The organism is Rugamonas apoptosis (assembly GCF_014042355.1).
Classification (GTDB): Bacteria; Pseudomonadota; Gammaproteobacteria; order Burkholderiales; family Burkholderiaceae_D; genus Rugamonas; species Rugamonas apoptosis.
The window spans coordinates 503,160-519,566 of the sequence record NZ_JACEZU010000002.1 but is presented as its reverse complement, the minus strand read 5'-3'; the positions used below and the strand labels follow the sequence as shown (position 1 = coordinate 519,566).

The 16,407-nt window shown below is 64.4% G+C and carries 11 protein-coding genes; 6 read left to right on the top strand and 5 right to left on the bottom strand.

The features are described 5' to 3' along the window. Positions 1 to 228 precede the first annotated feature (228 nt). The 3 genes from H3H39_RS06010 to H3H39_RS06000 form a co-directional block, all read right to left on the bottom strand. Positions 229 to 2,055, bottom strand: a complete 1,827-nt coding sequence (locus tag H3H39_RS06010; protein WP_182152428.1) for an ABC transporter ATP-binding protein — start codon at positions 2,053 to 2,055, stop codon at positions 229 to 231. Further along, a complete protein-coding gene (locus H3H39_RS06005) occupies positions 2,045 to 3,796 on the bottom strand; it encodes an ABC transporter transmembrane domain-containing protein (RefSeq protein ID WP_182152427.1) in 1,752 nt (583 codons plus the stop codon). Before H3H39_RS06005 ends, H3H39_RS06010 begins: the two co-directional genes overlap by 11 nt. 186 nt (positions 3,797 to 3,982) lie before the next feature. Further along, positions 3,983 to 4,633, bottom strand: coding sequence for a phasin family protein (locus tag H3H39_RS06000; RefSeq protein ID WP_182152426.1), 651 nt, complete (start codon positions 4,631 to 4,633; stop codon positions 3,983 to 3,985). Between the two features lie 205 nt (positions 4,634 to 4,838). Here H3H39_RS06000 and H3H39_RS05995 point away from each other — a divergent pair, with 205 nt between their 5' ends. The 5 genes from H3H39_RS05995 (at position 4,839) to H3H39_RS05975 (ending at position 9,245) form a co-directional block, all read left to right on the top strand. Continuing rightward, on the top strand, positions 4,839 to 5,087 hold the full coding sequence (locus H3H39_RS05995; RefSeq protein ID WP_182152425.1) for a DUF2164 domain-containing protein: 249 nt from the start codon (positions 4,839 to 4,841) through the stop codon (positions 5,085 to 5,087). 18 nt (positions 5,088 to 5,105) lie between these two features. Further along, positions 5,106 to 6,419: an amidohydrolase family protein gene (locus tag H3H39_RS05990; RefSeq protein WP_182152424.1), complete on the top strand. Its 1,314-nt coding sequence runs from the start codon at positions 5,106 to 5,108 to the stop codon at positions 6,417 to 6,419. A gap of 45 nt (positions 6,420 to 6,464) precedes the next feature. Continuing rightward, complete coding sequence (locus H3H39_RS05985; RefSeq protein WP_182152423.1) at positions 6,465 to 6,983, top strand: GNAT family N-acetyltransferase; 519 nt, start codon at positions 6,465 to 6,467, stop codon at positions 6,981 to 6,983. A gap of 4 nt (positions 6,984 to 6,987) precedes the next feature. Then, positions 6,988 to 7,512, top strand: a complete 525-nt coding sequence (locus H3H39_RS05980) for a GNAT family N-acetyltransferase (protein ID WP_182152422.1) — start codon at positions 6,988 to 6,990, stop codon at positions 7,510 to 7,512. Between the two features lie 110 nt (positions 7,513 to 7,622). Further along, complete coding sequence (locus H3H39_RS05975; protein ID WP_182152421.1) at positions 7,623 to 9,245, top strand: methyl-accepting chemotaxis protein; 1,623 nt, start codon at positions 7,623 to 7,625, stop codon at positions 9,243 to 9,245. Between the two features lie 16 nt (positions 9,246 to 9,261). Here H3H39_RS05975 and H3H39_RS05970 read toward each other — a convergent pair whose 3' ends face one another. Beyond that, positions 9,262 to 11,127 carry a glycoside hydrolase family 13 protein gene (locus H3H39_RS05970; protein WP_182152420.1) on the bottom strand — a complete coding sequence of 622 codons (1,866 nt, stop codon included), beginning with the start codon at positions 11,125 to 11,127 and terminating at the stop codon, positions 9,262 to 9,264. Between the two features lie 550 nt (positions 11,128 to 11,677). Between H3H39_RS05970 and H3H39_RS05965 the strand changes: the two genes are divergently transcribed. Next, the gene (locus H3H39_RS05965) at positions 11,678 to 14,443 is read left to right on the top strand and encodes a TonB-dependent receptor (RefSeq protein WP_220461440.1); all 2,766 of its coding nucleotides are present in this window, start codon (positions 11,678 to 11,680) and stop codon (positions 14,441 to 14,443) included. Positions 14,444 to 14,509: 66 nt separating this feature from the next. On the opposite strand, the gene H3H39_RS05960 is transcribed toward H3H39_RS05965, so the two are convergent. After that, a complete protein-coding gene (locus H3H39_RS05960) occupies positions 14,510 to 16,333 on the bottom strand; it encodes a M2 family metallopeptidase (RefSeq protein ID WP_182152419.1) in 1,824 nt (607 codons plus the stop codon). Between the last annotated feature and the right edge of the window lie 74 nt (positions 16,334 to 16,407).

The window sequence follows — 16,407 nt, the reverse complement described above, 5'->3', positions numbered from 1 at the left end:
CTGCGCGTGTATACGCAAAGTGTCTAGACAATTATATTCTTGTTGCAGTCTAGAAAATTCAGCGCGCCCCGCTTATTTGTGCAAATCCGCACAGTTCCAAGCGCGTTATACGATCGAAGTTGGTGATTTACTATGGCTTTACTGAATTTTAGAGCAATATTGGCCGAAGATGAATTGTTTGATTTATATCAAACTGCGCTTTCCACTTCCGGCTTCCCGATTCCCGCCTTACGCGGCCAGTTGCTGGAGCAGATACAGGCGCTGGTACAGTCCGCCGTCCACTTGCATCAACTGCGCGTGCGGGCCCGATTCAGCGATACGGCCATGGTTGAGCACGACGATGCGGTCGGCCTCGCGGATGGTGGACAGCCGGTGCGCGATGGCGATGATGGTGACGCGCCCGCGCAACTCGTCGAGCGCCGTCTGCACGATCTGCTCCGTCTGGCTGTCGATGTGCGAGGTGGCCTCGTCCAGCAGCAGGATGCGGGGCTGGCCGGCCAGCGCGCGGGCGATGGCGATCAACTGTTTCTGCCCGACGGACAGGCGCGAACCGCCTTCGCCCAGCGCCGTGCCGTAGCCGTGTTCCAGCGCCAAAATGAAGTCGTGCGCGTGGGCCGCGCGGGCGGCCGCCTCGATCTGGGCATCGGTCAAGTCACGCCCCATGGCGATGTTTTCGCGCGCCGACGCGGCCAGCAGGAATGGTTCCTGCGGCACCAGCCCCACCTCGGCCCGGAACTGGGTGTTGGCGATCGACTCCAGCGGCGCACCCAGGATGGTGATGGCGCCGTGCTGCACAGGGTAATAGCGCAGCAGCAGCGACAGCAGCGTGGACTTGCCGCTGCCCGTGTGGCCGACGATGCCCACGAAATCGCCCTGGGCGATGTCGAGCGACAGGTCGTGCAGCACGGGCTGGCCCGGCACATAGGCGAATTCGATATGGCGCAGCGCCACGGCGGGCGCGTTGGCGTCGCGCAGGCGCGGCGCGGCGCGCGTGGACGACGCATGTTCGGCCGCAAGTCCGGCCGCAAGTTCGGGCGCATGCTCGGGCGCGTGCGCTTCCTCCAGCAGGGCTGCCACGCGGGCGCTGGCCACCACTGATTGCTGCAACTGGCTGAACTGCATGGTGATCTGGATCAGCGGCTCGATCACGCGCGCGATGTAGCTGATGAAGGCATACAGCACGCCCACTTCAGTGGCCGTCATCTGGCGCTGGCCGAAGGTGAAGATGACGGAGGCCAGCAGCACGATGTTGAGCAAGTCCAGCGCGGGCCGCAGCAGCCAGGCATTGGCGCGCAGTTCGGCCATGCGCGCTTCGTAGTGGCGCGCGTTGGTGGCCTGGAAGCGTGCCGCGAAACGGGCTTCGGCGTTGCTGGCCTGGAGCACGCTCATGCCGCCGATCGATTCAGCCATCTGGCCGTTGATGTCGCTGCGCAGCGCGCGGGCGCGGGTGACGGCCGGCGCGCTCCAGCGCTGGTACAGCCAGATGATGGCCAGGACGGCCGGCAGCAGGGCCAGCACGATGGTCATCAAATGCCAGTCCAGCCACGCCATCGCGCACACGGTGCCGATCAACACGATGGAGCTGTCGAGCATCACGAACAGCACTTGCACGTACAGCGTCTTGACGGCTTCCGTGTCGTTGGTCACGCGCGACACCAGTTGGCCCGTGATGGCGCGGTCGAAGAAGGCCATGGGCAGGCGCAGCACGTGGCCGTACACTTGCTCGCGCAAGCGCCGCACGGAGCGCATGGCCAGCCCGGACAGGCGCACCAGTTGCAGGTAGCGCAGCCCGCTGGCCACCCAGCCCGTCAGCAGCAGGCCGGCCAGCAGGGCCGCCATGCGCGGCCAGTCCAGCCGGTGCGGCAGCAGGTGCTGGTCGATCAGGGCCTTGCCCATGATGGGGCCCAGCACTTCCAGCAGCGCGGCCAGCACCAGCCACAGCACGGCCCAGCCCAGGTGACGCTGATCCGGCTGGGCGGCGCGGCGCAACAGCGCCACCGCCTGCAGGGTCTGGCGGCGCGCGTCGTGCGGTTGCAGGTCGTGATCAGCTGGCATCGAGGCTGGCCTCCAGTTGTTGGTAGCGCCATTGGCTGGCGTACCAGCCGTCCAGTGCGAGCAGCTGCTCGTGGTTGCCCGATTCCGTCACGTGGCCGTCGCGCAGCACGACGATCAGGTCGGCGCTGACGACGGCGCTCAGGCGGTGGCTGGCGATGATGGCGCTGCGGCCGGGGCGCGCCTGGCGCAGTTGTTCCAGGTGCTGCAGGATGCGTGCTTCGGTACCCGTATCCACGGCCGACAGGGCGTCGTCCAGCAGCAGCAAGTCGTTATCGGCCAACAGCGCGCGGGCGATGGCCACGCGCTGGCGCTGGCCGCCCGACAGCGTGATGCCGCGTTCACCCACCTGGGTTTCATACCCGTCCGGGAACAGCATGATGTCGTCATGGATGGCGGCCAGCGTGGCGGCCCGCTCCACGTCGGCCCGGCTGGCGTCGGGACGGGCCAGTGCGATATTGTCGGCGATGGTGGCCGAGAACAGGAACGACTCCTGCGGCACCCAGCTGATGGCGGCGCGCAGTGCGTGCAGGCGGTAAGCGTCCAACGGCTGGCCGGACCACTGCACGGAACCAGTTTGCGGCGTGAGCTGGCGCAGCAGCAGGCGCAGCAGGGTCGACTTGCCGCAGCCGGTGGGGCCCACCAGGCCCAGGGTCTGGCCTGGCGCCAGCGTCAGCGTGAGGTGGGACAGGGCCGGCGCCGTCTGGCCCGGATAGGCGTAGCCCACGTCGTGCAATGCCAGCGCGCCGGGCGCCACGACGGCCAGCGTGCCATGGTCGTCGATCGCCAGCGGCGCGTCGAGCAGCGGTTGCAGCCTGGCCCAGGCCGCGCGGCCCCGTTCGATCAGCGACAGCACCCAGCCGGCCGCGAACATGGGCCAGATCAGCTGGCCCAGATACATGGTGAAGCTGGTCAGCGCGCCGATGGTGAGCTGCTGCTGCCACACGAGGTAGCCGCCCAGGCCCAGCGTGAGGGCGCTGGCCGCCGTCAAGGTCAGGCCCACGGCCGGTTCGTAGGCCGCTTCCCATACTTGCGCGCTCAAGCTGGCGCTGGCCGCGTGCTCGGTCAGCTGCGCGAACTGGCTGGCGCTGCGCTGCTCCAGGCCCAGCGCGCGCAGCGTGCGCACGCCGGCCAGGGTTTCCTGCACATGATCGTTGAGGGCGCTGAAGCAGCGCAGCGCATCCGTGGAAGCCTTGTGGATATGGCTGGAGATGCGCCAGAACGCCAGTCCCATCAAGGGAAACGGCAGCAGGGCCACGGCGGCCAGGCGCCAGTCCACGCCCAGCAGCATCACGCCCAGTACCATCACCAGCGTCAGCGAGCCGTCGAAGCCGGCCAGCATGGCTTCGCCGGCCGCCAGTTCGATGGCGTCGATATCGTTGGTGGCCAGCGCCATCAGGTCGCCCGTGCGCTGCTGCTGGTAGAAAGCGGGGCCTTGGCGCGCCAGCCGTTCGTAGAGCCGGGTGCGCAGCGACACGCCCAGTTGGTAGGCGGCCGCGAACAGGGCCTGGCGCCAGCCCACGCGCAGGAAGTAGATGGCCACGCCGATCAGCAGCAAGGAGCCGATTTCCAGCAGCAGCGCGTTGCCGCCAAGGCGGTGCGCAGCCAGGCCATCGATCATGGCGCCAACCTTGCGCGGCACCCACACGCCGAGCGCGGCCACGCCGGCCAGCATGGCGCCGGCGGCCGCATAGGCGCGGGAATGCTGGCGCACGAAGTGGCCGATCAGGCCGAATAAATTCATTGTATTGTTGTCCTTGCACGGGCAGGCCGGCGAGCGATGCCGCTGGCGTGGTGTGCGCTAGGATACAACAAGCCCGGCACGCGCGTGCGCGCGGCCCATGCCCGACAACGGCGCTGAAAAAACGAAGAGCGGGCCGTAGCCCGCTCTGTGGAGATGCGCTGCCAGCGTGCTGGCCGATTGCTTAGCTTATTTCTTAGGCTTGGCGCTGACCTTGGGCGCTGGCTGGGTGGGCGAGGCGACAGCCTTGATCACTGGCGCGGCTTCCGTCACGACGGGCGCTGGTTCGGCAACCACTTCGACTTTGGCGGCGGCGGGCGCGTCCACTTTGGCCGGGGCAGCCACTTCCACCTTGGCGGGGGCGGGCACCGCGGCCACGACAGCCGGCTTGGCCTGCACTTCCACCACTGGCTCGGACGGCACCACCGCCTTGGCTTCCGGCTCGGCCTTGGCAGCCTTGGGGACGGCGACTGGCTTGACGGGCGAGGCCAGCGTCAGTACCGGTTGCACATCCTTGATCTGTTCCTTGGCACTCTGGATCAGTTCGGCCTGGGCGGCGCTGGCGATGTTGAACAACTGGCGGCTGTAGGCCAGCAGGTTGTCCAGGTAGTTGCCCTGGCCCGCGCTCAGAGTGAAGAATTCGCGCGGATCTTTCGCTTCCAGCAACTGCTTGGCGGCCGACGACGACTTCTCCACCGAGGCCTTGGTGGTGCTGATATTGAGGGCGATGACTTTTTCGGCGCTTTCCACAGCCTTGGCGGCCAGGTTGTTGATAATGTTCAACTGCGCTTCAAGCTGGGATTTCGTAGCTGCGGAAAACTGTTCTGGGATCGAAAACATGGCTTCTCCTGGGACGATTAAAATGCTGGCCTGGCGCACCGCAAGGGCCGCGACCGTGGATTTATGATGCGCTGCAATAAATGCATTCTAGCGGCGATTGACGGGCTTGGAAAGTTATTTTTTCCGCCATCCGTGCGATACAACAGGGCGATATCGCCCAGTAAATTAATGCACTGCAACAATAACCTTTTCCAGGTGAAACAACATGACGATCAAATTGAACAAGGACGTGGAGCAACGCCTGCTGTCCTCCATCCAGCGCTATTGTGCGGAGAACATGGACGAGGAGGTGGGCGAGCTCAAGGCGCGCCTGCTGCTCGATTATTGTTTGCGTGAAATTGGCCCCTCTGTCTACAATCAGGCCATCCTGGACGCGCAAAGCGCGATGCAGGAGCGTATCGCCGACATCGAGACGGTCTGTTACGAGACCGAATTTTCCTACTGGAAGAAGTAAGCTGGCCGGGAGCCGCCTATGGATGTGCCTTTTGATACTGTCATACGCAATGCCAGCCTGCCGGATGGCCGCCAGGGCATCGACCTGGCCATCGCCGATGGCCGCATCGCCGCCATCGGCCCATCCCTGGCGCCGCGCGGGCGGCACGAGATCGACGCCGGCGGCGACCTGCTCGCACCGCCGTTCGTGGACGCCCATTTCCACATGGACGCCACCCTCAGTTATGGCTTGCCGCGCGTAAACGAGTCCGGCACGTTGCTGGAAGGCATCGCGCTGTGGGGGGAGCTGAAACCGCACCTGACCCAGGAGGCACTGGTAGCCCGCGCGTTGCAATATTGCGACTGGGCCGTGGCCAAGGGTTTGCTGGCCATCCGCAGCCATGTCGACATTTGCGACGACCGCCTGCTGGCGGTGGAAGCGCTGCTCGACGTGAAGCACCAGGTAGCGCCCTACCTGGACCTGCAACTGGTGGCCTTCCCCCAGGATGGCTTGCTGCGCAGCCCCACGGCGCTGGCCAACCTCAAGCGCGCCATCGCCATGGGGGTGGACGTGGTGGGTGGCATTCCCCACTTCGAGCGCACCATGGCCGAAGGCGCCGAGTCGGTACGCATCCTGTGCGAATTCGCGGCCGGCAAGGGCTTGCGGGTGGACATGCATTGCGACGAATCGGACGACCCGCACTCGCGCCACATCGAAACGCTGGCCTACGAAACCAACCGGCTGGGCCTGCAAGGGCGGGTCACCGGTTCGCACCTGACCTCCATGCATTCGATGGACAATTACTACGTGAGCAAGCTGCTGCCCCTGATCCGCGAGGCCGGCGTGGCGGCGGTGGCCAATCCGCTCATCAACATCACGCTGCAGGGCCGCCACGACAGCTATCCCAAGCGGCGCGGCATGACGCGGGTGCCGGAACTGCTGGCGGCCGGGATCGAGGTGGCGTTCGGCCACGATTGCGTGATGGACCCGTGGTACAGCCTCGGTTCGGGCGACATGCTGGAAGTGGCCCACATGGGCTTGCACGTGGCCCAGATGACGGGCCAGCAAGCCATGCGCGCCTGTTTCGAGGCCGTCACGGCCGCGCCGGCCCGCATCCTGGGCTTGCAGGGCTACGGCCTGGAGCCGGGCTGCCACGCCGACCTCGTGCTGCTGGACGCGGCCAATCCGGTGGAGGCGATCCGCCTGCGGGCGGGCCGGCGCCTGGTGATGCGGCGCGGCAAGGTGATCAGCAGCACGCCGCGCGCGGTGGCCACGCTGGACTTGCCGGGGCGGCCGGCGCGCACCGGGTTCCGCTTGCAGCCGCACGCTGGACTTGACGATCAAAATACATGACAATCGGCTATCAAAAAAATTGCTGGGCAACCTGTTGGAGCTGTCTTGAAAGAAATCGCCATACGTCCCGCCACAGCGGCTGATTTTGACGCCATGTGGGCGGTGCAGGAAGAACTGGTCGCCAGCGGCGACACTTTGTATTTCCCCGCCGACATCACGCGCGAGGCTTGCCTGGCCTACTGGTTCGGCCCCGGCGTGGCCAGCCACGTGGCGATCCTGAACGGCGAACGCCTGCTGGGCATGTACCGGCTGCAGCCGGCCCAGCCGGGGCGGGGCGCCCATGTGGCCAGCGCTTTCTTCGTCGTCAGCCCGGCCGCGCAGGGGATCGGCGTGGGCAAGCTGCTGGGCGCCGATTGCCTGCGCGCGGCGCGCCAGGCCGGCTACCTGTCGGTGCAGCTTGATTTCGTGATCAGCTCCAATGTGGCGGCCGTGCTGCTGTGGAAACGGCTGGGCTTCCAGGTGGCCGGCACGCTGCCCGGCGCCTACCGCCATCCGCAACTGGGCTACGTGGATGCCTATGTGATGTGCCAGTTGCTCAACGACCGCGCCCACTGGCCTGAATAAACCCATGATCGTGCTCGACACGCCCCGCCTGCGCCTGCGCACGCTCGCCGCGGACGATGCGCCGTTCTACCTGGCGCTGGTCAACGAGCCGTCCTGGCTGCGCCATATCGGCGACAAGAATATCCACACCGTGGCGGCGGCCCGCGCCGCCATCGAGCAGGGGCCGTGCGACATGCAGCGCCGCCTGGGCCACTCCCTGTATCTGGTCGAGCGCAAGGACGATGGCGCGCCGTTGGGGCTGTGCGGCCTCATCAAGCGCGACAGCCTGCCCGGCGTCGATATCGGCTATGCGTTGCGGCCCGCTTACTGGGGCCAGGGCTATGCCTTCGAGGCCGCCAGCGCCGTGGTGGCCCATGCGCGCGATACGCTGCGCCTGCCCGCCTTGCTGGCCATCACCGGGCCGGACAACGTCGCTTCCAATGCGCTGCTGCGCAAGCTGGGTTTGCAATTTGAGCGCTGCGCCGAGCTGACGCCCGCCGTGCCTTCCAATGTGTACCGGCTTGACTTCGGCAACGCCGGCTTTGCTTGATTTTTCCGTACGGAAGCGCATGATGTAACTATTGCACATGCAACCTTGGACCGCCCCAGCCGCCGCCGGTCCGAATTTCACCCAAGATTCATTTTGATGAAGGGAGCGACATGAAACTCGCTAATTTGAAAATCGGACTGCGGCTGGCCTTGTTGGGCGCCTTCTTCCTGGCCGCGCTGCTGGTGGTGGCCGGCGGCGGCTGGCGCGCCTTAAATAACAGCAATACCCGCAGCGCCGAGGCCATGGCCCGTTCCGACATGCTCAGCGAAGCGGTGGACACGGCCCGCAGCGCGCAGCTGCAATTCAAGATCCAGGTGCAGGAGTGGAAGGACATCCTGTTGCGTGGCAACGACCCGGCTGCCTTCGACAAATATTCCAAAGCCTTCGTCAAGAGCAGCGAAGCGACCCGGGTTGAGCTGGGCAAGCTGAAGGCCATGATGGACCGGTTGCAATTGCACACGCCGCTGGTCGATCAAGCCTTGCTCACCCACACCGAGTTGCAGGGGAAATACCTGGAAGCGCTCAAGCAATTTGATGCGGCCAATCCTGACAGCGCGCACGTGGTCGACAAGCTGGTCAAGGGCATAGACCGGGTACCTACGGCCAAGATCAACGACATCGTCGCCTTCATCGGCACCGAATCGCGCCGTTTGACGACGGAAATGGCGCAGGGCAATGAGCGCGAATACCGCAGCGCCATCACCGTGATGCTGGCCACGCTGCTGGTGACGGTGGTGGTGGGTTTCATCACCGTACGCTGGCTGATCCGCAGCATTACCGTGCCGTTGGGGGCGGCCGTGGGCATGGCCCAGACGGTGGCGGCGGGCGACTTGCGCAGCGAGGTGCGGGCCAGCACCATGGACGAGATCGGCGACCTGCTGCGGGCACTCAAGGCCATGCAGGACAGTCTGGCGCGCATCGTCGGCCAGGTGCGTCATGGCACGGACACCATCCATCAGGCCACAGTGGAAATCGCCAGCGGCAACCTGGATTTGTCGAGCCGTACGGAGGAGCAGGCCAGTTCGCTGCAACAGACGGCCGCCTCCATGGTCGAACTGAGCACCACCGTCAAGCACAATAACGACAATGCCAGCGAAGCCAGCCGCTTGGCCGACGCGGCCTCCAGCGTGGCCCAGCGCGGCGGCGAGGCGGTCGAGCAGATGGTGCAGACCATGGGTTCGATCAATGAATCGTCGCGCAAGATCGTCGACATCATCGGCGTGATCGACGGTATCGCGTTCCAGACCAATATCCTGGCCTTGAACGCGGCGGTGGAAGCGGCCCGCGCCGGCGAGCAGGGCCGGGGGTTCGCGGTGGTGGCGTCGGAAGTGCGCAACCTGGCCCAGCGCAGCGCGGCGGCGGCCAGGGAAATCAAGGAATTGATCAACGATTCCGTGGGGCGGGTGGATGCGGGCAGCCGTCTGGTGGGACAGGCTGGCACGACGATGGAGGAAGTGGTGACCAGCGTGCGCCAGGTCACGGCCATGATAGGCGAGATCGCCACCGCCAGCGCCGAGCAGCGCGAGGGTATCGAGCAGGTCAGCACGGCCATCAGCCAGATGGACAATGTGACCCAGCAGAACGCGGCGCTGGTGGAGCAGGCCGCCGCCGCGGCCGACGCCTTGCAGCAGCAGGCGGCCAGCTTGAACGAGGCGGTCAGCATCTTCAAGCTCAACGAGGGGACGGCGCCATCGGCGCGGCCTTCGCCGTCGCGGGCCTTGAGCCGGGTGTGATGGTGCGCGTGCCGCGTTAGCGCAACGCCAGCACCAGTACCGAGCGCGCCGGCAAGGTCAGCGTGTCGCCCAGCGCGTAATGCTGCCCGCTGATGACGTCGTCGCCGCCATGCACGCCGGCCAGCATTTCCTGGAAGCGGGCCGTGGCCAGTGTGGTGTCGCTGTGGTTCTTGTTGAAGGCCACCATCACTTTGCGTGCGCCGTCATAGCGGAAGAACACGTAGGTATTCTGTTCTGGTCCGAACTGCATGGTCTTGCCGTGATGGATCACGGGCTGGCCCTTGCGCCAGTTCAGCAGCTTTTTCAGGAACGCCTGGGCCGCCAGTTGCCTGGGCGTCAGACCCGCGCCCGTGAAGGCGTTGACCGTGTCGCCGGCCCAGCCGCCGGGGAAGTCGCGCCGGTAGGAAGCGTCGTCGCGGCGGCCGGTGGTACTGGTCATCAGCACTTCCGTGCCGGCGTAGAACTGGGGGATGCGGGGCGCCGTCAGCACGTAAGCCATGGCCATGCGGAACAGCGCGTCGTCCTCGTGCAGGTCGCTGTAGATGCGGGGCAGGTCGTGGTTGCCTTCGAATAGCACCATCTTGCCCGGATCGGCGTACAGGTAATCCTGCGACAGGGTTTCATACAAGCTCGTCAGGCTGTACTGGGCGCCATCGGCGTCGTCCGAGGCCAGCGCGCGGCGCAGCGTGTCGTTGAGCGGGAAGTCCATCATGCCCGGCATGTGCGACGCATAACCGTCGAAATTGCGCTTGCCCTCTTGCCAGCGGGCGACGATGGGAATGTGCGGGCTCCATTCCTCGCCCACCAGGTTCAGCTTCGGATATTCGCCCATGATGCGGGCCGACCAGGCGCTCAGGAAGGCGCTGTCCGAATAGCTGTAGGTGTCCACCCGCAGGCCGGCCAGGCCCGCGTACTCGATCCACCAGATGCTGTTTTGCATCAGGTAGGTGGCCAGGTGGGGATTGGCCTGGTTCAGGTCGGGCATGGTGTCCACGAACCAGCCTTGGGTGAAGTCGCGCCGGTCCGCCTGCGAGCCATACGGGTCCTGCACGGCCACCCGGTGATGCTGGGTGGGCACGAACTTGCCCTGGTGGGTGATCCAGTCCTCGCTGGGCAAGTCCCGCATCCACCAGTGGCGGTCGCCGATGTGGTTGAGCACCACGTCTTGTATCACACCGATGCCGCGGGTGCGCGCCTGCGCCACGAAGTCGCGGTATTGCTCGTTGCTGCCGTAGCGCGGGTCGATGCGGTAGTGGTTGGTGCTGGCGTAGCCGTGATAGGAGCCCTGCTGCATATTCGCTTCCAGCAGCGGCGTGGGCCACAGCATGGTGTAGCCCATGGCGGCCACGTAGTCCAGGTGGGCCGCCATGCCGGCCAGGTCGCCGCCGTGGCGGCCGGAGCCGTCCTGGCGGTTGGCGCGCTCCGTCATGCCGGGCGTGTTGTCGTTGGCCGGGTCGCCGTTGGCGTAGCGGTCGGGCATTACTTCATAGATGGCGTCGGCGCCACCAAAGCCGATCCGTTCGGCCGAGCCGGCCGCGCGCGCCTGTAGCGTGTAGGGGTGGCTGAGCACGGTCTTGCCATGCTGGCGGAATTGCAGCGTGAGCTTGCCGGGCAGTGTGCCGGGCGTGATGTTCAGTTGAATGAACATGTAATTATCATTGGATGTGCGTGTTACCTGGGCGATGCGTACGCCCGGATAGTGCAGCGCCGGTTCCAGTTCCGCGATCCGTGGTCCATGCACCATCAGTTCCAGTTGCGGGCTGCGCATGCCGGTCCACCACGATGGCGGTTCCAGATGGTCGATGCCATGATCCGCAGGCTGGGCCCATGTCAGGGATGGGGGTAGTGCGGCCAGCGCGGCCAGCATGATCAAGCGTCGCATCGCGATCTCCATGGATTTGGTAGGCAAACTACAGTGTGCCTTGTTTTTCGTATTCGTAAAATAATAATTTAAAAACATGTACTTAGCAACGTAGCTGGAGTTTTGGCCCGGATTGTCTTGGGTCATTTCTAGTGAAGGTACATGGTTTGAGTTCGGTGAGGCCGGTTGGCCACGGCTTTTCGTCTTGGCAGGGGCTAGCTCGCCTGGCGCTGCTGGGTGCAGGGCAGGGCTTGCGGCAATTGGGGTGGCGTTCGGGTGGGGTTTATCCTGGATTTTGTAGTTCGATTACATGGCTTGCGGCCATTTGCTGTAGCCGAAATACAACGTCTTACCGCATTTCTCATAGGGAGTGTGATTTTATGCGGGTTGTAAGGATGTAGCTGAACTGAACTTCGATTGACACTCGATCTAGTTTTAGTACAAAATTCTTTCTGGAACGTCAAAGAACGTTGAATTCCCAGGATCCCGTGAAATCGTACTGGCTGGCGCGAGCGCTCAGGTTGATGGTGGCGGGAAATATATTTGGTGTCGAGTGAGGGGAGCATTAAGCATGAGTATGTTCGTAAACAAGCGCAGCAGCGTCGCATTTCAACTGAGTCCCGTGGCGGCAGGCTGCGCCCTGTTCGTGGCCGCGTTGGCACAACCGGCGAGCGCGCAAACGGCGCCCGCCGCCCAGGCTGACGCCGCGCCGATGGCGACCGTGACCGTAGCCGGTATCCGCCGCGGCATCGAAGACGCGATCTCGGTCAAGAAAGACGCCACCTCCATCGTCGAAGCCATTTCGGCGGAAGACATAGGCAAGCTGCCCGACGTCAGCATCGCCGAATCCATTTCCCGCCTGCCCGGCCTGGCCGCCCAGCGCGTCTCCGGCCGCGCCCAGGTGATCAGCGTGCGCGGCTTGTCGCCGGACTTCTCCACCACCTTGCTGAACGGCCGCGAGCAAGTGAGTACGGGCGACAACCGCAGCGTGGAATTCGACCAGTACCCATCCGAGTTGATGAGCGGCGTGGTCGTGTACAAGACTCCGGACGCCGGCCTGGTCGGCCAGGGTCTGTCGGGCACCATCGACATGCAGACCGTGCGTCCGCTGTCGTTCGGCGGCCGTACCGTGGCGTTGAACGCACGTGGCGAACACAACTCGCTGGGCAGCATCGCCGGCGCCTCGGCCAACGGCAACCGCTTCAGCGCCAGCTACATCGACCAGTTCGCCGACCGCACCATCGGCATCGCGCTCGGCTTCGCCCACCTGGAATCGCCCATCCTCGACCACGAGACGGGCATGTACGAGCCATGGAAGACCGATTCGCGTCCAGGTATTCCAAAAGGCACTTACATCACCGACGGCATCAAGGCCGTGGCCACCAGCGGCACCAACAAGCGCGATGGCTTCATGGGCGTGCTGCAATACCGTCCGACCAAGCAGTGGACCAGTATCCTGGACGTCTACGCTTCCGAGTTCAAGCAAGAGCAAACCAACAACCAGCTGGAAATCAACCTGGGTAACTACAACGGCGGCTTCACGCCTGGCCTGAACTACGTCAACCCCGTGTTCAATGGCAACAGTCTGGCCGGCGGCACGGCCACCGGCGTGTTCCCGCTGGTGCGTGGCATGTACAACAAGCGCAAGGATGAAATCCATGCGGCCGGCTGGAGCAACACCATCAAGTTCAAGGATTGGTCGCTGTTCGCCGACGTGAACTACTCGCAAGCCAAGCGCGACGAACTGAGCATGGAAAACAACCTGCAGCACAATCCGCTGGCAGGTAGCCAATTCCTCGACAGCGTGGCGCTGCAATATGCCAATGGCGCCTTCCCGACCATCAAGCCCGGCCTGAACTACAGCGACCCGACGCAGCTGTACGTGCGCAATACGATCTACGGCTCCGGTTACGGCAAGACGCCCCACGTGGAAGACGAGCTGAAGGGCTTCAAACTGGTGGCCAGCCTGCCGGTGCCGGGCATGATGGAAAAACTGTTCTCCGGCGTGGATATCGGCATCAACTATGCCGACCGCTCGAAGAAGAAGCGCCAACCTGAAGGTCCGATCACGCTGGCCGGCGATCAGTTCAGCGTGCCCGCCAATCTGCAGTACTCGCCCGTGGACCTGGGCTTCGCCGGCGTCGGCACCATTCCGGCCTGGAACGTGCCCGGCGTCGTGGCCAGCGGCATGGTGTTCCATCCGGTCGACAATCTGTCCTACCTGATCACCAAGGCTTGGGACGTGCAGGAAAAAGTCACCACCAGCTTCGTCAAAGCCAACATCGAGGCCGAGCTGGGCGACGTGAGCGTGCGCGGTAACGTGGGCGTGCAAGTGCAGCGCACCGACCAGTCGTCGCAGTCGCGTTACCTGGATGCTTCCGGCACCTCCGGCGCTTCCGGCAGCGTCATCAAGGATGTGGACCTGGGCAAGACCTACACCGACGTGCTGCCGAGCCTGAACCTGGCGTTTGGTTTCGACCACCAGCAGACCGTACGCATTGCGGTGGCCAAGCAACTGGCCCGTCCGCGCGTGGACCAGCTGCGTTCGGCGTTCGAGCTCGACTACGACAAGACCCTGCTGCGCCTGACCGCCAACGGCGGCAATGCCAAGCTGGATCCATGGCGCGCCAATGCCTTCGACATCTCGTATGAGAAGTACTTCGACAAGAAGGCCTACCTGGCCGCCGCCGGCTTCTACAAGAAGCTGACCAGCTACATCTACACCCAGACCAAGGACTTCGATTTCTCGTCGTTCGTCCCGGCCGGTTATGTGTACGGCACGGGCGTGCCAGGTTCGCTCAACACCGCCACCGGCCCGTTCTCGGCGCCTTACAACGGCCAGGGCGGTGTGATGAAGGGCCTGGAGCTGTCCGGCTCGCTGCCTCTGGACCTGGTGACCAAATCACTGGACGGCTTTGGTGTGCAAGCGAGCGCCACCTTCAGCACCAGCGACATCAAGATCGAAGATCCAAGCAGCAGCATCGGCAGCAATATTCCGCTGCCGGGCCTGTCCAAGCGCGTCACCAACCTGACCGCCTACTACGAGAAGAACGGCTTTGAAACCCGTATCAGCCAGCGCAAGCGTTCGGACTTCGTGGGTGAGATCAGCAACTTCGCCGCCGAGCGTTCGCTGCGCTATGTGGTGGGTGAAAACGTGATCGACTTCCAGGTTGGCTACACCTTCAAGGAAGGCAGCATGAAGGGCCTGGGCCTGGTGCTGCAGGTGAACAACCTGACCAATTCGGCCTACGAGACCTATACCGGCGTCCGCAGCCAGCAGCTGGAATACCAGAAGTATGGCCGTACCATCCTGATGGGCGCGAACTACAAGTTCTAAACCTTCCGGGCGGCGCAAGCCGGCAAAAAAAAACCTCGCCATGCAAGTGGCGAGGTTTTTTTTCGGTCAGTGTTTTTCGGCCGCTGCGAACTGCGCGTTCTGCGCATCGAGCCAGGTCTTGAGCGGGGCGAAGTATTCGAGCAGCGCGTTGCCGTCGATTTTGTCCTCGCCCGAGATGGCTTTCAGCGCTTCCGGCCATGGCTTGCTGGCGCCCATGGCCAGCATCTGCTGCAGCTTGGCGCCGGCCTTGGGATTGCCGTACACCGAGCAGCGGTGCAGCGGACCGGTGTAGCCGGCTTCGCGGCACAGCGCGCGGTGGAACTGGAACTGCAGCATATCGGCCAGGAAGTAGCGCGCGTAGGGCACGTCGGCCGCCACGTGGTACTTGGCGCCCGCGTCGAAACCTTCCGCGCTGATGGCGGCCGGACGCGACATGCCCATGTACTGTTCACGCAGCTCCCACCAGTGCTGGTCGTAGTCGGCCGGCTTGGTCTTGCCGGAGTAGACGTCCCAGCGCCACTTGTCGACCGAGTAGCCGAATGGCAGGAAGGCCACTTTTTCCAGCGCGCGCTTGAGCAACTGGCCAATGTCGGCGTCGGCCACGGCTTCCTGCGGCATCAGGCCGATGGTCTTCAGGTAGTCGGGCGTGACGGACAGCGCCACCGTGTCGCCGATGGCTTCGTGGAAGCCGTCGTTGGCGCCGGCACGGAACAAATAGGGCTGCTTGTTGTAGGCCAGGTAGTAGTAGACGTGGCCCAGTTCGTGGTGGATGGTGCTGAAGTCCTCGGCCGTGGGCGTGATGCACATCTTGATGCGCACGTCGTCCTTGTCGTCCATCGGCCAGGCGGAGGCATGGCACACCACCTCGCGGTCGCGCGGCTTGGTCAGCAGCGAGCGTTCCCAGAAGCTGGCCGGCAGTTTCTGCATGCCCAGCGAGGTGTAGAAGCGTTCCGCGTCGGACGTCATTTCCTTGGGGCTGATCTTGCGTTCGACCAGTACCTGGCTCAGGTCATAGCTGCCCGTTTCACCGGCCGGCTTGAGCAGCGGGTAGATATTGTCCCAGGTCTGGCTCCACATATTGCCGAACAGGTGGGCCGGAATCGGGCCGCTGGCCGGCACCACGTCCGGGCCGTAGGTCTGGCGCAGTTTGTAGCGGGCGTAGGTGTGCAGCGACGCGTACAGCGGTTTGACCTGCTGCCACAGGCGTTCCATCTCGGCCGCGAACTGATCGGGCGGCATGTCGTACTGCGAGCGCCACAGGGCGCCCGTGTCGGCGAAGCCCATTTCCTTGGCGCCCTTGTTGGACAGTGCCACATACTGGCTGTAGCGTTGCTTGTAGGCGGGCGACTGCGCGTGCCAGCCAAGCCAGATTTCCTTCAGGCGGGCCGGGTCGCGGCTGTCGGCCAATACTTTTTCCATCTCGCCCAGCGCCATGCAGGTGCCTGTGCTGCCGTCCGCGTTCCTGGGGCAGTATTTGCCCTTGCCGTAGGCGCCCGTCATGGCCGTCTGGCTGGACGTGTAGGCTTCGCGTTCTTTCGGATCGGAGAACATCAGCGTCAGTTGCAGCAGCTTGAGCTTGCGCGCCGACTCGGGCTTGAGTTTGAGGCCGTTGTAGCGGCGTGCCGCCAGCGCGAGTTCGCCGGACGCCGTCAGGTAGCGCTCGGAGAAGTAGGCGCTGATCGCTTCCGTGTCGTCGGTGATGAAGTTCTCGCCGACCCAGGCGCCGCGCGCCTGCTCGATGCTGAGTTTATTGAGGCGGGCGTCCGCGTCGGCCAGGAAGCGTTCGGCTTCGGCCACGGTAGGCTTGGCGGCCGGCGCCGCGTAGGCGCCGCCGCTGGCGGCTGCGATGGCGCTTACCGCCAGCAGCGCCTTGATGAAGGTAGATGACACGCGTGTCTCCCTGAAATGAAAAAATACCCTTCGAACCGGGTGGTTCGAAGGGTATTAATATACACGTCAGGCTG

Excerpts from the sequence above, each read along its gene's own strand:
- H3H39_RS06005 (WP_182152427.1), bottom strand. The coding sequence starts at position 3,796 with ATGAATTTATTCGGCCTGATCGGCCACTTCGTGCGCCAGCATTCCCGC.
- H3H39_RS06000 (WP_182152426.1), bottom strand. The coding sequence starts at position 4,633 with ATGTTTTCGATCCCAGAACAGTTTTCCGCAGCTACGAAATCCCAGCTT.
- H3H39_RS05990 (WP_182152424.1), top strand. The coding sequence starts at position 5,106 with ATGGATGTGCCTTTTGATACTGTCATACGCAATGCCAGCCTGCCGGAT.
- H3H39_RS05975 (WP_182152421.1), top strand. The coding sequence starts at position 7,623 with ATGAAACTCGCTAATTTGAAAATCGGACTGCGGCTGGCCTTGTTGGGC.
- H3H39_RS06010 (WP_182152428.1), bottom strand. The coding sequence starts at position 2,055 with ATGCCAGCTGATCACGACCTGCAACCGCACGACGCGCGCCGCCAGACC.
- H3H39_RS05965 (WP_220461440.1), top strand. The coding sequence starts at position 11,678 with ATGAGTATGTTCGTAAACAAGCGCAGCAGCGTCGCATTTCAACTGAGT.
- H3H39_RS05970 (WP_182152420.1), bottom strand. The coding sequence starts at position 11,127 with ATGCGACGCTTGATCATGCTGGCCGCGCTGGCCGCACTACCCCCATCC.
- H3H39_RS05980 (WP_182152422.1), top strand. The coding sequence starts at position 6,988 with ATGATCGTGCTCGACACGCCCCGCCTGCGCCTGCGCACGCTCGCCGCG.
- H3H39_RS05995 (WP_182152425.1), top strand. The coding sequence starts at position 4,839 with ATGACGATCAAATTGAACAAGGACGTGGAGCAACGCCTGCTGTCCTCC.